Source organism: Shewanella sp. 1180_01 (assembly GCF_052850535.1).
Window position 1 is genome coordinate 74,278 of the sequence record NZ_VXCT01000013.1, and the last position, 15,975, is coordinate 90,252.

General features: G+C 47.5%; 11 protein-coding genes. 7 read left to right on the forward strand and 4 right to left on the reverse strand.

Annotation, left to right across the window (positions count from 1 at the left end; all coding sequences use genetic code 11):
- Positions 1–74: 74 nt before the first annotated feature.
- Positions 75–1,475 carry an asparagine--tRNA ligase gene (gene asnS, locus FW758_RS09645; RefSeq protein WP_006081411.1) on the reverse strand — a complete coding sequence of 467 codons (1,401 nt, stop codon included), beginning with the start codon at positions 1,473–1,475 and terminating at the stop codon, positions 75–77.
- Between the two features lie 150 nt (positions 1,476–1,625).
- On the opposite strand from asnS, the gene FW758_RS09650 reads away from it, so the two are divergent.
- Positions 1,626–1,961, forward strand: a complete 336-nt coding sequence (locus tag FW758_RS09650) for a hypothetical protein (RefSeq protein WP_446445260.1) — start codon at positions 1,626–1,628, stop codon at positions 1,959–1,961.
- 43 nt (positions 1,962–2,004) lie between these two features.
- Here the strand turns inward: FW758_RS09650 and FW758_RS09655 are convergent, their stop codons facing one another.
- On the reverse strand, positions 2,005–2,592 hold the full coding sequence (locus FW758_RS09655) for a CoA pyrophosphatase (RefSeq protein WP_006081413.1): 588 nt from the start codon (positions 2,590–2,592) through the stop codon (positions 2,005–2,007).
- A gap of 31 nt (positions 2,593–2,623) precedes the next feature.
- Positions 2,624–4,036: an aminodeoxychorismate synthase component I gene (pabB, locus tag FW758_RS09660; protein ID WP_446445261.1), complete on the reverse strand. Its 1,413-nt coding sequence runs from the start codon at positions 4,034–4,036 to the stop codon at positions 2,624–2,626.
- A 119-nt stretch (positions 4,037–4,155) separates the two neighbouring features.
- On the opposite strand from pabB, the gene FW758_RS09665 reads away from it, so the two are divergent.
- From FW758_RS09665 to FW758_RS09680, 4 genes are all read left to right on the forward strand, one after another.
- The gene (locus FW758_RS09665; protein WP_446445262.1) at positions 4,156–5,709 is read left to right on the forward strand and encodes a fumarate hydratase; all 1,554 of its coding nucleotides are present in this window, start codon (positions 4,156–4,158) and stop codon (positions 5,707–5,709) included.
- Positions 5,710–6,031: 322 nt separating this feature from the next.
- Positions 6,032–8,083, forward strand: a complete 2,052-nt coding sequence (locus tag FW758_RS09670) for a dipeptidyl-peptidase 5 (protein ID WP_446445263.1) — start codon at positions 6,032–6,034, stop codon at positions 8,081–8,083.
- Between the two features lie 244 nt (positions 8,084–8,327).
- Complete coding sequence (locus FW758_RS09675; RefSeq protein ID WP_259569854.1) at positions 8,328–8,786, forward strand: GNAT family N-acetyltransferase; 459 nt, start codon at positions 8,328–8,330, stop codon at positions 8,784–8,786.
- A gap of 162 nt (positions 8,787–8,948) precedes the next feature.
- Positions 8,949–9,884 carry a M14 family metallopeptidase gene (locus FW758_RS09680; protein ID WP_446445264.1) on the forward strand — a complete coding sequence of 312 codons (936 nt, stop codon included), beginning with the start codon at positions 8,949–8,951 and terminating at the stop codon, positions 9,882–9,884.
- Between the two features lie 230 nt (positions 9,885–10,114).
- On the opposite strand, the gene adhE is transcribed toward FW758_RS09680, so the two are convergent.
- Positions 10,115–12,718, reverse strand: coding sequence for a bifunctional acetaldehyde-CoA/alcohol dehydrogenase (adhE, locus tag FW758_RS09685; RefSeq protein WP_427749702.1), 2,604 nt, complete (start codon positions 12,716–12,718; stop codon positions 10,115–10,117).
- Positions 12,719–13,036: 318 nt separating this feature from the next.
- Here adhE and FW758_RS09690 point away from each other — a divergent pair, with 318 nt between their 5' ends.
- Both FW758_RS09690 and FW758_RS09695 read left to right on the forward strand, forming a co-directional pair.
- Entirely contained in the window at positions 13,037–13,669 is a 633-nt protein-coding gene (locus FW758_RS09690; RefSeq protein ID WP_006086441.1) for a YchE family NAAT transporter, read from the forward strand.
- A gap of 286 nt (positions 13,670–13,955) precedes the next feature.
- Positions 13,956–15,950, forward strand: a complete 1,995-nt coding sequence (locus tag FW758_RS09695; protein WP_446445265.1) for a methyl-accepting chemotaxis protein — start codon at positions 13,956–13,958, stop codon at positions 15,948–15,950.
- Positions 15,951–15,975 lie beyond the last annotated feature (25 nt).

The following is a 15,975-nucleotide window of genomic DNA, read 5'->3' on the forward strand; positions in this document are numbered from 1 at the left end:
GTAGCGACGCCTTAGCTTATATTCTAATGTTGAGCTTGTTACTCCACAGAGTCACAAGCCCAAACAAAGAGATATTAGAAGTTCGCTGTGCGCGGTGCACGTGGGAACGGGATAACATCACGAATGTTGTTAACGCCCGTCACGTAAGACACTAAACGCTCAAACCCTAGACCAAAACCTGCGTGTGGCACTGTGCCATAACGGCGCATATCACGGTACCACCAGTAATCTTCTTGGTTCAGATCCATTTCAGCTAAACGCATATCCAGCACGTCTAAACGCTCTTCACGTTGAGAACCGCCGATGATTTCACCGATACCTGGGGCTAACACGTCCATCGCGGCAACGGTTTTACCGTCATCGTTTAAGCGCATGTAGAAGGCCTTGATATCTTTTGGATAGTTCTTCACTACCACAGGGGCTTTGAAGTGTTCTTCGGCTAAGTAACGCTCATGCTCAGAAGATAAGTCGATACCCCAAGACACTGGGAACTCGAAGGTTCTGCCACAGTTTTGCAGAATTTCAACCGCATCTGTGTAATCCACTTGCGCAAAATCGCTTGAAACGAAAGATTGCAGACGGTCAATCACTGTCTTATCAACGTGCTGGGCGAAGAAAGTTAAATCGTCCATACGCTCAGTCAATACGGCATTGAATGCGTATTTCAACATAGCTTCGGCAAGGCCAGCGATGTCGTTTAAGTTAGCGAAGGCCACTTCAGGCTCAACCATCCAGAATTCCGCTAAGTGGCGGCTGGTGTTTGAGTTTTCAGCACGGAAAGTGGGGCCAAAGGTATACACTTTTGACAGTGCACAGGCGTAAGTTTCAGCGTTCAACTGGCCAGATACGGTTAGGAAAGCTTCTTTACCGAAGAAATCTTTATCGTAATCGACTTTTCCTGCATCGGTACGTGGCAGGTTTTCCATATCTAAGGTCGATACGCGGAACATTTCACCGGCACCTTCACAGTCAGAGGCGGTGATAAGTGGGGTCGATACCCAAATAAAGCCTTCTTCGTGGTAGAAGCGGTGAATCGCTTGGGATAAACAGTTACGCACGCGGGCAACAGCACCAATAATGTTAGTGCGTGGGCGTAAGTGCGCTAATTCGCGTAAATGTTCAATTGAGTGACGTTTAGCGGCCATTGGGTAAGTGTCTGGATCATCAACCCAGCCTGCGACTTCAATATCAGTCACTTGCAGCTCAAATGCTTGACCTGCGCCTGGAGATTCCACCACGTCGCCTGTCATCACAACAGAACAACCCGCAGTTAGCTTTAACACTTCGTTGTCGTAATTATCTAAGCTATTGGGCACGACACCTTGGATAGGATTAAAGCAAGAGCCGTCATAAACAGCTAAAAAAGAGATGCCGGCTTTAGAGTCACGACGGGTTCTGACCCAGCCACGAACTGTGACTTTAGAACCGACGGCGTGCTCACCTTTAAATACAGATGCGACAGATGCGATGCTCATTGTTGCTTAATTCTCCAACGAAACGTTTTATATGAAAATTTTGGAGGTTTATATTACCTTGCTGGTGGCTTTTCTCAAGCTGAAAAAGGTATCCTGAGGTTAATATTACCGATATTTAGCGATATCGTGAGTTAAACGGCGGGAGGCAGTATGAGTAAAGTTAGAATATTTCAAATTATCCTCGCGACATTATCCATTTTAGGCTGGGCGTTGGCCGTCTATGCGTTATTAGTGTTCGGTGATGCGAGGCCTGACCGCGAAGTCGGCGATTATTTAAGCCGTGGCGCGACATTTAGAGTCCATTGGGATCCACACGAAACCCAGTTATTACAGTATTTGATTTGGGCCTGTGGCGGTATTAGTTTGGTCAGTTTAGCGTTTAACTATTATGTCGCCCACCATAGCCGCATGGGTTATTGGTTTAACATTCCCATGTTGCTGTTAACCTCGATTGTCGCCGGTTTGTATATTCATTTGGTGGTTTAAGCGAACCTGTTGGCTTGTAGCTGTTTCGCTATGGAAAAGAAAGTCAGAGGATATCGGCAGGAATGCTTAACTGGCGGCATAAATGGTCGATAATGGCGGCGGTCGCGCCCCAGATAAAGCGTTGTTGGTAGGGAATAAAATGCACGCTGTAGTAGCGCCCTTGGCGTAAAAAGCGTTTTTGGTGACGATTGCTCGGCTCAATAAAAAAGCTTAATGGCACAGTAAAGCAATCGGCTACCTCACCGGGATCGAGTTTCCAATCAAATGCCTGCTTGATAATGCCGACCACGGGCGTGATTTCAAATCCGGTAAAGGTATTGTGGGCCGGAAATGTGCCCACCACATCGACGTTATACCGCGATAATCCTATTTCTTCTTCTGCTTCCCTTAACGCAGCCGCAATTGCATCGACATCGTAGGGCTCAATTTTACCGCCGGGGAAACTGATCTGCCCTGGATGGGCGCGAAGGTGCATGGGTCTTTGGGTTAAAATCAGATTCAGTTCACCGTTGATATCCTGCAGCGGGATCAACACCGCGGCTTTGCGCAGTCCAAGGTGTGGGAAGGCCGCCGGATCTTGCAGTGCTAAAGGGTGCAGATTAAATCTGAGTCTAAATTCCGCTTGATCCATCGAGGTTTCCGTGACTGTTTAGTAGTAAAGCTTACGGCTTTTGCGGCTCTGCGCCAAGCAAAGGCAAAATCCGGCTGATCTTATCAAAGGTTTCTTGGTATTCAGCATTCACTTCTGAATCCGCCACTATGCCGCCGCCCGCCCAGCAATAGAGTTTCCCCTGCTCAGCCACAATAGTGCGAATGGTGATACTGGTATCCATTTGGCCATCTTGGCTGATATAGCCCATAGATCCACAGTACAGACTGCGCCGTGAAGGTTCGAGTTCTTCGATAATTTCCATGGCGCGGATTTTCGGTGCGCCAGTAATTGAGCCGCCGGGGAACGCCGCGCGCAGCAAATCGCTGGCGCTGTACTTAGCATCAAGCTTAGCCGTCACTGTACTGACAAGGTGATGCACGGCAGGAAAGCTTTCAATCTCAAACAGATGCGGTACACGTACCGAGCCTGCCGCTGCTACCTTGCCGATATCATTACGCAGCAAATCGACAATCATGACGTTTTCGGCGCGATCCTTTGGCGAGCTGGCAAGGGTGCTCGCAGCTTTTGCGTCGAGCGCGGGATCTGCGTGACGCGGCAGCGTGCCTTTGATGGGTTTAGTCTGAATATCATCACCGCGAAGCTGAATAAAGCGCTCAGGTGAAATCGATAAAATCGCGTTTTGCGGTAACCGCATAAAGGCCGAGAAGGGGGCTTTATTGGCATTGCGCAGTTGGCAGTAAGCCGACCATTCGTCGCCTTGATAGCCAGCTTCAAATCTTTGGGTTAAATTTATTTGATAGCAATCGCCGCTGTGCAAATAGGCTTGTACTGCCTCAAATTTGGCAGTGTATTGGGCTTTATCGATTTGTGCTGTCCATGGTCCTGTGAGCATGAATGCATCTGAGTTTGGCTTGTGTGCCATTTTCGCTTGAATTTTATTCAATTCAATGTCGAGTGCCGCTTCACCTAAATAGTGCAATAAATGCCAACACTGGGCTTGGTAATCATAAACTAACGCCCAGTCGTAAAAGCCGATGTTCATCTCTGGCAGTTGAATATCTTGCTGAGCGCTTGTCGGCAGGGATTCGATGCGACGGCCTAAGTCGTAACTAAAGCTGCCCATTGCGCCGCCACTGAAGGGCAGATTGCAATCAAAAGATTTTGAATACCAATGATTTAATAAAGTGTTGAGCAGGTCGAAGGGATCACGGTTTGGGTCCATCGCCTCGGGTAAGCTCAAGCTCGTATCGATGAGCTTTATATCGCTACGCTCGCCCTGAGTCACTAATGTTGCGATGGGATTGGCGCAAATGATGTCGAATCGAGCGTCCTGATGTGGCGCGTTCGCCGAATCTAACAGGATTGCCCATGGGTCATTGGCAAAGTGTTCGAAGAGTGCTGCGGTGCTTAATGTCCAGTCAAGTTGGCGTGATGCAAGCTGTTTTGACGCCCTAATTGCCATCGATTAACCCTATTCAAAATGTGATGTAGCCCAAAAAGATGGGAAAGAGTATCATATTGGCCCAGAAAGAATTAAACAAAAATAAGTTAGGCCGCAAAGGCTGCTGGAGCGCTCCTACTATGTCATCTAACCATGCTAACCATGAAATGTCTGTCAATTCTGTGATAAAGCAAGCCGACTTTATTGAAAGTGTGGCGGATGCTTTGCAATACATCTCTTATTACCACCCGAAGGATTTTGTGGATGCCATGAGCCAAGCTTATGAGCGTGAACAAAGTGCGGCGGCGAAGGATGCCATTGCCCAGATCTTAATTAACTCGCGTATGTCGGCCGAAGGCAAGCGTCCTCTGTGTCAAGACACTGGGATTGTCACCACCTTCGTTAAAGTGGGTATGGGTGTCCAATGGGACAAAACCGATATGACAATTCAGGAAATGGTCGACGAAGGTGTTCGTCGTGCCTATACCAATCCTGATAACCCTCTGCGTGCATCAATCGTGTCAGATCCTGCGGGCAGCCGTAAAAATACCAAAGATAACACCCCATCTGTGGTGCACATCGACATGGTGCCAGGCAACCACATCGAAGTAGCGATTGCGGCCAAAGGCGGCGGCAGTGAAAACAAAGCTAAGATGGTGATGTTAAACCCATCTGACGATATCGCCGCTTGGGTAGAAAAAACGTTACCGACGATGGGCGCAGGCTGGTGTCCACCGGGTATGCTGGGTATCGGCATTGGCGGTACGGCAGAAAAAGCCGCCGTATTAGCCAAAGAAGCACTGATGGAAAGCGTGGATATCCATGAGTTGATGGCCCGTGGCGCGCAAACAACCGAAGAAAAGCTGCGTTTAGATATTTTTGAACGCGCGAACAATTTAGGCATAGGTGCCCAAGGTCTTGGCGGTTTAACCACAGTGTTAGACGTTAAAATCAAATCGGCGTCCACCCACGCGGCTTCAAAACCTGTGGTGATGATCCCTAATTGTGCAGCGACTCGCCACGTACATTTCCATTTAGATGGCTCAGGTCCAGCTGAATTAACGCCACCATCATTGTCAGATTGGCCAGAAATCACCCGTGAAGTGGGTGATGATGTGCGCCGTGTTAACTTAGATACTGTGACCCAATCGGATATCGAGCAGTGGCAGAGCGGTGAAACCATTCTGCTGAGCGGTAAAATGCTCACAGGTCGTGATGCTGCCCATAAGCGCATTCAAAGCCTAATCGAAAGTGGTGAAGGTCTGCCAGAAGGCGTGGACTTTACGGGTAAGTTTATTTACTACGTTGGCCCAGTTGATCCAGTCGGTGCTGAAGTTGTCGGTCCTGCGGGCCCAACCACAGCAACTCGTATGGATAAATTCACTGACCTAATGTTAGAAAAAACAGGCTTGATGGGCATGATAGGTAAAGCTGAGCGCGGCCCTGCGACAGTTGAATCAATCAAAAAACACAAAGCGGTATATCTGATGGCCGTTGGCGGCGCTGCGTATTTAGTGTCAAAAGCGATTAAACATTCTCGCGTCGTGGCCTTTGCCGATTTAGGCATGGAAGCGATTTACGAGTTTGACGTGCAAGATATGCCAGTGACTGTGGCTGTGGATTCAAATGGCGTGAACGCCCATGAAACTGGCCCAGCAATTTGGAAAGTGAATATCGCCAACGCGAAAGCCTAAGTGGGAGTGAAGCGAAGGCGTTAGCGGATTGAACTTGATGGCTTTTTAAGCAAAGCCGTTTAAATTTGCGCTCTGATATCGGTTGCTTCGGTAATCTGATATCAGTTCCTTAGACAAATCATTGCGCCACTGACATTTTGTCACAAAAAAATACGCTCAGGTTCGCCATTTGGCTTGCCTGAGCGTTTTTGTTTCGATAGTGTGGCAAGCTTATCTTCAAAAGATACGATCTCAGATCGTTTTTAACATTCGTGTTTGCAGCAATGATGATTATCGAATATTTGCAAGCCTCGAACCTGTTCAACAAAAGACGGACATAACAATGAAAATAGCTCCTCTCCTATTGGCGCTCGGCGCCGCAGGCTTGGCGTTATCAGCCCAAGCGGCCGATCCAACGCCTTTTACTGTGCAACAACTCATTAAACTCAATAAGATGCATTCTGCGACAGTGTCCCACGATGGCACTAAATTAGTTTATGGTCTTAAAACGGTAAACGATAAGAGAGAGGGCCGTTCTGATCTGTATCTATTGGATCTGACTGACACGAAAGCGAAGCCGTTACAACTGACCTCTGCTGCGGGCACTGAGCACGATGTGAGTTTTGCCACTGACGACAAGTCGATTTATTTTCTTGCCGGTCGTAGCGGTTCAAGCCAGCTATTCCAACTGCCATTAACGGGCGGTGAAGCGGTTCAAGTTTCTGATTTACCTTTGGATATTGATGGTTACAAACTATCAAACGACGGTAAGCAAGTTGTACTCAGCATGCGCGTATTCCCAGAGTGTAAGGATTTAGCCTGCTCAAAGGATAAATTTACCGCTGAATCTGAGCGTAAATCGACTGGCCGCGAATACAAGCAGTTAATGGTTCGCCACTGGGACACTTGGGAAGATCATGCCCGTAGCCACTTATTTGTGGGCGCAGTCAACGGTGAAAAACTGACTAAAGTTGTTGATGTCACCCAAGGGTTAGACACTGAAACGCCGCCAAAACCATTCTCGGGTATGGAAGAAGTGACCTTCACCCCAGACGGTAAATTCGTCGTTTATAGCGCTAAAGCGCCGAGCAAAGATCAAGCTTGGACCACTAACTATGATTTGTGGCAAGTGCCAGTCACTGGCGGCACTGCAACGAACTTAACCAAAGACAATCTCGCATGGGATGCACAGCCAACGTTTTCGAGCGATGGTCGTTACATGGCCTATTTAGCGATGAAGAAACCGGGTTTTGAAGCGGATCGTTACGGCATCATGCTGCGTGATACTACCACAGGCCAAATCAAAGAAGTGGCGCCATTGTGGGATCGTAGCCCAAGCTCACTGATGTTTGCCCCTGACAATCGTACCTTGTATGTCACGGCGCAAGACATAGGCCAAGTATCTATTTTCCAAGTGAATACTCAATTTGGCGATGTGCGTTCTATCTACAGCGATGGCACGAATAGCTTAATTGCGGTCACTAACGATGAACTGATTTTCGACAGCAAAACCTTAGTTGAGCCGGGCGATCTCTACAGTATCACTACAGATGGCCAAGGGCTTAAGCGTCTGACTGAAGTGAACAAAGACAAGCTAGCCGAGATCAAGTTCGGTAAGTTTGAACAGTTCAGCTTCAAGGGTTGGAATAACGAAGACGTCTACGGTTACTGGATCAAACCAGCTAACTTCCAAGAAGGTAAAAAATACCCGATTGCCTACTTAGTGCATGGTGGACCGCAGGGTTCATTTGGTAATGCCTTCAGCGGTCGATGGAACGCGCAGTTATGGGCGGGTGCCGGTTATGGCGTTGTCATGGTGGATTTCCACGGCTCAACCGGTTACGGTCAAGCCTTTACGGATTCTATCAGCCAAGATTGGGGCGGTAAGCCATTAGAAGATCTGCAAAAAGGCCTAGCGGCAGTGAGCCAACAACAAAAATGGCTCGACCCGCAAAACGCCTGTGCGCTCGGTGGTTCTTACGGCGGCTACATGATGAACTGGATCCAAGGTAACTGGAACGATGGTTTCAAGTGTCTTGTTGACCACGCTGGCCTGTTCGACATGCGTTCTATGTACCATGTGACCGAAGAATTATGGTTCCCAGAGTATGAATTTGGCGGCACTTACTCAGATAACAAAGCCTTATATGAGAAGTTTAACCCAGTGAATTATGTTGAAAACTGGAAAACGCCCATGTTGGTGATCCACGGCGAGAAAGACTTCCGTGTTCCGTATGATCAAGGTTTAGCGGCCTTTAGCTTTATGCAGCGTAAAGGTATTCCATCTGAGTTGTTGATTTTCCCAGATGAAAACCACTGGATCCTAAAACCTGAAAACTTAGAGCAATGGTACGCCAATGTATTCCGTTGGATGGACCGCTGGACTAAGCAGTAACTGCCAGCACAATAACAGACTGTTGAATGACAGACTGTTTAATAACAAACAGTGAATGGCAGTGTAATAAAAGGCGTAAGGCTCGCCCTGATAGGGTTATCATCGGCGAGTCGTTTGATGTGATTAACTATTAAAGTGTTTTACGCGAAGCGTCTTTTGTTCAAGCGTCTTAAAAAGCCAGGACTCTGTTCTGGCTTTTTATTGTGTCACATGGAATGGTTTTATTTTTAATCAAGGAGTTGAGATGAATATTCGAGCCGCAACCTTAACTGATATCCCTGAAATAAGCGTATTGCTCACTCAATTAACCCAAGATTTTATTGCCCCAACTTGCACTGCAGAGGGGGCTACAATCTTAGTCAATGCTATGTCGATAGAAGCGATTGGTAGCTACTTTGCTATGGGTTATCAGTACCATGTCGCCATAACGGACTCGGGCCAACTCGCAGGCGTAGTGGGGATGAAGGCGAATAGCCACTTGTACCATCTTTTTGTCGCCTCCCATGCACAGGGGCAAGGCGTGGCGCGAATGTTGTGGCAACATGCCAAAGCTCAGTGTGTAGCTCAAGGCAATCCGGGCGTATTTACCGTGAACTCGGCGCTGAATGCGCAGGCTGTGTACTTAGGCTTTGGCTTTGTGCCCCTTGGACCCGAGCGAGATCGCGGTGGCATCCGTGATATCCCCATGCAGCTGACGCTTTAGGTTGACTGCACTCATTTATCATCCAAACACGAGCACTATCATTCGACTGAATAGCAATTCAACGAAAAAGCTTGAGCGAGAAGAGCTTGAACGAATAGAACTTGAATAAAAAGAGCTTGAATAAAAAGAACTTTACCGAATAGAACTAAAAATAGAGGAATTATGGCAAATTTAACATTTTATCCCATCGGCACCGCTGGCGAGAAATGGGGCGAGACTGAAAAAGCCGCATGGCTGGCGAGCACCCAAATCAAGCGTTCATATCAGGACGATGTTGTGACGCCACTCAAGGCGATGGAAGAAGAGCTGTCTGCGCTTGGGCTTGGCATTGTGCAATATGGCGCCTTATCGATTAATGCCGAGCGTTACCCAATATTTGCGGTGAAGAGCCAGCAGTTTGATCCACAAAAGCCAACCGTGCTGGTGACTGGCGGCGTGCATGGCTACGAGACCAGCGGTGTGCATGGCGCATTGGCCTTTTTAACTAACGAAGTGGCGAATTACGTGCAACAGGTGAACTTAGTAGTTGCCGTGTGCGTGAGTCCTTGGGGTTACGAGACGATTAATCGCTGGAATCCAAAGGCTATCGATCCAAACCGTTCATTCTATGCCAACAGCCCTGCAGAAGAATCGGCGGCCTTGATGGCCCTAGTTGCTTCAGTTGAGCAAGGTTTTGATCTACATGTGGATTTGCATGAAACCACAGATTCAGATGAGTTAGAGTTTCGTCCAGCGCTGTGCGCCCGTGATGGCATTGAATATGACAAAGGCACTATCCCTGATGGTTTTTATGCTGTGGGCGATACCGAACATTCAATGGATGCTTTCCAAAAAGCCATTATCGATGGCGTGAGCAAAGTGACCCATATTGCCCCTGCCGACGAGAAAGGCGAGATCATTGGCTCGACTGTGGTGCAACACGGAGTGATTAACTATCCGCTTAAGTCATTAGGGCTTTGCAGCAGTGTCACGGGTTGTATCTATAACACCACGACAGAAGTGTACCCAGATAGCCCAACGGCTTCGCCGGCCGAATGTAATCTGGCTCAGGTTGCGGCCATCACCAGCGCCATCGATTATGTACTGGCGCAGCGTTAGTCGTAGTTTGTTGTGATGCTCAGCTAAGTGGTGATTAGCTTAGTGATCGTAAGTTGAGTTAGCGGCTAGTGAAGTGATTTTACGTCCGTGTTGTTAACACATCGATTAAGTCACTCATTAACTAGGTAAGCCACGGAACATCACACAGTAAAAAGCCCTCATTCGAGGGCTTTTTCATTTATGTCGCGCTGCGTTTATTTAGCACGCGCTTAGCATAGTTAGGCGATTGCCTAGTTGTTATCGCTATAGTCACGGCCATAATAGCTATCGAGGAACAGTTGTTTCAGCTCGTTAATCAATGGGTAACGTGGGTTGGCACCGGTACATTGATCATCGAACGCATCTTCGGCTAATTCATCTAACTTGGCGAGGAAGTCGGCTTCGTTGACGCCGGCTTCTTGGATAGAAGCAGGAATGCCAATCGTCTTCTTGAGGTGTGTGATTTTCTCAAGCAATTTTTCGACTTTTTCTTCATCCGTTTTTCCGCCTAGTTTCAAGTGATCTGCGATGGCAGCATAACGGCACAGGGCTTTTGGCCTGTCGTATTGGCTAAAGGCCGCTTGCTTAGTGGGCAGATCCGTTGCGTTAAAGCGTATTACGTTATTGATCAGCAGCGCATTGGCTAAACCGTGGGCGAGATGGAACTCTGCGCCCAGTTTGTGCGCCATTGAGTGGCAAATCCCGAGGAAAGCGTTAGCAAAGGCGATACCTGCGATGGTGGCGCCATTGTGGACTTTTTCACGGGCGACAGGTGACTGTGAGCCCAAGTTGTACGCATCGGGTAAATATTTGCACAGTAAGTCGAGGGCTTGCAGTGCTTGGCCGTCGCTATATTCGTTTGCCATCACGCTGACATAGGCTTCAAGAGCATGGGTCACCGCATCTATGCCACCAAAGGCGGTCAGAGATTTAGGCATGTCCATCACTAGGTTAGGATCAACAATCGCCATGTTGGGCGTGAGTTGATAATCGGCAATCGGGTATTTTTTACCGGTAATTTCGTCTGTCACTACCGCAAAAGGGGTGACTTCTGAGCCTGTGCCTGAAGTGGTTGGAATAGCCACCATCATGGCCTTGGTGCCCATTTTAGGGAATTTGTAGATACGTTTACGAATGTCCATAAAGCGCAGCGCCAAATCGGCAAAATCCACATCGGGATGCTCGTACATCACCCAAATAATCTTCGCCGCATCCATTGGCGAGCCGCCGCCGAGCGCAATAATCACATCGGGTTTAAAGCTTTGGGCAACCTTAGCGCCTTGACGGACTATGGCTAAAGTGGGATCGGCTTCAACATCGTAAAAGATTTCGGTTTCAAGGCCTTGGGCCTTTAAAATCCGCATGGTTTCGTCGCAATAACCGTGGTTAAACAAAAATCTGTCGGTGATGATCAGCGCGCGTTTTTTATCGCTCAGTTCTTCGAGTGCGATGGGTAAACTGCCGCGGCGGAAATAGATAGATGCAGGAAGCTTGTGCCACAACATGTTTTCGGCCCTCTTAGCGACGGTTTTTTTGTTGATCAGATGGCTCGGGCCAACGTTTTCTGAAATCGAGTTGCCACCCCAAGAACCACAGCCTAACGTCAGCGAAGGCGCTAGTTTGAAGTTGTACAGATCGCCAATGCCGCCCTGTGAAGCTGGGGTGTTGATCAAGATACGTGCTGTTTTCATTCTAAAACCAAAGGCATGCACACGTTCAGTTTGGGTATCTTGGTCGGTATAAAGCCCTGAAGTGTGGCCAATGCCGCCAAGTGCGACTAAAGCTTCAGCTTTATCCATGGCATCGTTAAAGTCGATGGCGCGGTACATGCCAAGCAGTGGTGATAGTTTTTCATGGGCGAAGGCTTCGCTGTCGCAAATGTCGGTGACTTCACCAATCAGAACCTTAGTCCAGTGCGGCACTTCAAAGCCCGCCATTTGCGCGATACTGGCGGCGCTTTGGCCGACGATATCGGCATTCAAACCGCCATTTTTTAAAATGACCTGCTGCATCGCCGCGGTTTCATCCTTCGACAGCATGTAGCCACCGTGAGAGATAAAGCGCTCTTTTACTTGCTCATAAATACTGTCAACCACAATCACAGCTTGTTCTGACGCACAAACAACGCCGTTATCGAAGGTTTTCGACATGAGAATCGAACTGACCGCGCGTTTGATGTCGGCGGTTTCATCGATAACAATAGGTGTGTTACCCGCGCCTACGCCAATCGCGGGTTTACCGGAAGAGTAGGCGGCTTTCACCATGCCAGGGCCACCTGTTGCGAGGATCAAGTTAACCTTAGGGTGAGTCATCAATTGATTCGACAGTGCGACGCTGGGCTCATCAATCCAGCCAATTATGTCTTTAGGCGCACCCGCTGCTATGGCAGCATCCAGCACTAACTTTGCCGCAGTTGTGGTTGAAACTTTTGCCCTAGGATGGGGCGAGAAGATAATTGCGTTACGGGTTTTAAGGCTGATTAAGGCCTTAAATATCGCAGTCGATGTGGGGTTAGTGGTCGGTACTATGCCACAAATGATGCCCACAGGTTCAGCAATAGTGATAGTGCCGAAGGTGACGTCTTCAGATAAAATCCCACAGGTTTTTTCATCTTTGTATTTGTTATAAATGTACTCAGAGGCAAAGTGGTTTTTGATCACTTTGTCTTCAACGACACCCATGCGGGTTTCTGCGGCGGCCATTTTCGCCAGCGAGATACGCGCATCGGCAGCGGCAAGGGCCGCTGCGCGGAAAATGTTATCGACTTGCGCTTGGCTGAATGTCGCATACTCGGCTTGTGCTTTCGCTACACGCTCGACCATGAGATCCAGTTCTTGTGCATTGGTCACTGTCATGATTAATACTCCTAAAAAGATTTAGTGAATCAAGGCATTCACTAAATCCTCTTTATGGTAGAAAATTACACCTAAAGCCGCATTGAAAGTGTGACACCACCGACAATATCGGGCTTTTATGTAATAAAACTACACTTAGGGTAACTTGTTTGTTTAAAATTGCGTTGAAAATGCATCGACTTCGATAACTAAATATTATTCGAAGTTGTGATTTAACCTCAAAAATCTCATTTTTCAGTCAATAGCGCTTGAGATACTATACTTGCCCTCAAGCAAATTTTGATGAAGACGGCGTGACACGCACATAAGGATAGCAACTTGGAGTTAACTCTTTACGTTAAATTTTTTCTTGGCCTAGTTGCCATCATCAATCCGGTCGGGTTGTTGCCTGTGTTTGTGAGCTTAACCAGCCATCAAACTGAAGCTGAGCGAAATCACACGGGTAAAGTGGCTAACTTTGCGGTTGTGGTGATCCTCTTAGTCACGATTGTGGCGGGTCAGCACATTCTGAATATGTTCAGCATTTCGTTATCAGCCTTTAGGATCGCGGGTGGTAGTCTGATCGCCATTATTGCGATGTCGATGTTGCAAGGTAAGTTAGGCGAAGTGAAGCGTAACCAAGAGGAAGATCGCGAGTCCTCGGCGATGGAGTCGGTGGCGGTTGTGCCTTTGGCTTTGCCACTGATGGCCGGACCTGGTGCTATCAGTTCGGTGATCGTCTTTGCCGCCGAGCATAATTCATTGTCGAACATCATTGCGATGTTCATTACTGTGATTGTGTTTGGTTTAGTGAGTTTTGGCCTGTTTAGAATGGCATCTGTCATCTATAAGATTTTGGGTAAGACGGGGATTAACGTCATTACTCGTCTTATGGGGCTGTTGATGCTATCCATAGGTATTGAAGTGATTGCGGCAGGTGTAAAGGGATTATTCCCGCAGCTCTTTAGCTAGAGTCGTATTACCCCGCAGAATTGAGTTTTTCCTTCTTTTTACGAAACGCATTGGAGTTTATCCCGTGCGTTTTTGTTTTTATCAGTGACTCGTTTGATGTTTATCCCGCGGTTCACCTTACCCGAAAAGCCAAATCTAACGCTATTGATGAGACATGAGGTAAATCCTCGTTTATCAGAGGATTCACCTGAGTTTTCCCATAAGCCTTAGTCGTTATATGGTTAATCATATGCTATACCTAGTGTTTGGTTATTTGGTCTAACACTAAGTTTAAAAGGATATTTCTATGAAATGGCAATGGATTGGTAATCTCAGTCTAAAACAAAAATTATTAATGGTTGTCTTACCTCCCTTATTAGCCTGTTTCCTCTGCGGTACACTATACCTCATTGAAAAATATGAATATAAGCAAGATTTAACCTTAGTGGTGCAACTGAGTGAGTTGGCTGTAACAAACAGTAACTTAGTACACGAGTTACAAAAAGAGCGCGGAATGAGTGCAGGATTTATCGGCTCAGCAGGAAAAGCCTTCGCCAGTAAAATACCAAGCCAAAGACAGTTAACGGATACGCAGCTTAGTCTCTATCAGCAATTTATCACTCAAAATCAGTTGCCAACGATATTTGCTCCTAAACTTAAGGAGCTTAATTCACAGTTAGGGCGATTAAATTCAATTCGCTCACAGGTGGACAGTTTAAGTATCAGCGTCGCCGACGAAGTCGCCTATTACACTGAGTTAAATAAGTTACTATTGGCGATAGTCGATGAAACCGCAAAAACGGGTGCCAACCAAGAAATCGCCATCAAAGCTGCTGCCTTTAGTGCTTTTTTGCAATTAAAGGAGAGGGCGGGGATAGAAAGGGCGGTGTTAAGTTCAACCTTCGGCCAAGCCGGATTTAAGCCTAAGGTTTACGCTAAATTTATTACCTTAGTGTCGGAGCAAAATACCTATCAAGAGCGATTCTTAGCGCTAGCAGACTCAGATTTGTTAACGGCATTTAACCGTTTGCAGAGTTCTGCGGCAATGCACGATGTTGAGTTGTTACGCCAGCTTGCATTTGAGCAAGACAGTCAAAAAATCCTGCAACAAAGTCCCGAAGACTGGTTCAGTAAATCGACCGCGCGGATTGAGCTATTACGTGAGTTTGAACAGCAAGTCTCGGCAGATTTACTTAATACCACCCATGAAAGATTAACCTTAGCGAATGAGAAAATGTTCTTAGTGCTCGCGACCTTAATCTCAGTATTGGCGATAGTCTTGATATTGAGTCTATCTGTTATCCGTTATTTGCATGACAGTGTGCATCACTTATATTCGACCATCACGCAAGCCCGTAAACATTACGACTTAAGTGTGCGTCTGACTCAAACAAGCTCGGATGAGTTTGGTGAACTTGCCATCGCCTTTAACGACATGATGAGTGATTTTGAAAAGGTTATCCTACATGTGCGTGCTAGCGGCGCGAAGCTACAGCAAGCGGTAGCCCAAATGGACCTTTGTACCCATGCCATGGAGCAAGATGTGATGGCGGGCCACAGTGAGGCAGAACAAGTGGCCTCCGCTATGACAGAAATGAGTGCAACAGTGGCCGAGATTGCCAGCAATGCCGTGCAGGCATCCGAAGCGTCTTCCGCTGCCAATATAGAGGCTAAAGAAGGCAACCTCGAAGTCGGCCGAACCAGCAAAGCGATCAAAGCCTTAGCCGATGATATCAGTGGGGCTTCTAAAGCCATCAACGACTTAGACCGTGAAATTCATGGCATAGTGGTTGTGCTTGAGGTGATCAGCAGTATTGCTGAGCAAACCAATCTACTCGCACTCAATGCCGCGATTGAAGCCGCGCGAGCAGGGGAAATGGGCCGCGGCTTTGCCGTTGTTGCCGATGAAGTGCGCAGTTTGGCGCAGCGCTCACAAACCTCGACCTCTGATATTAAAAACATGACAGATAGATTGAAGGCAGGGGCGAGTATTGCGGTAAAAGCCATGGACAGAGGCTTGGGGCAGGCGAATAACAGTGTTCATGAAGCCGAGCAAGCGGGCGTTGAACTGAAACGGATTGTGGAGCAAGTCGACATTATTGACCGCATGAACGAGCAAATTGCCACCGCAACCCACGAGCAATCGGCCGTATCGGAAGACGTAAATCGTAATGCATTGAAGATCAGTGAGATTTATCTTAATACCCAAAGGATCTCCGATGAGCTTAGGGAACTGACCAAAGCCCTGACGTTTGACGCGAATTTAATGTCAAAAGAAGTACACAAATTTACCGTCAATTAACGGTATAAAACGGTGAAAAGATTCA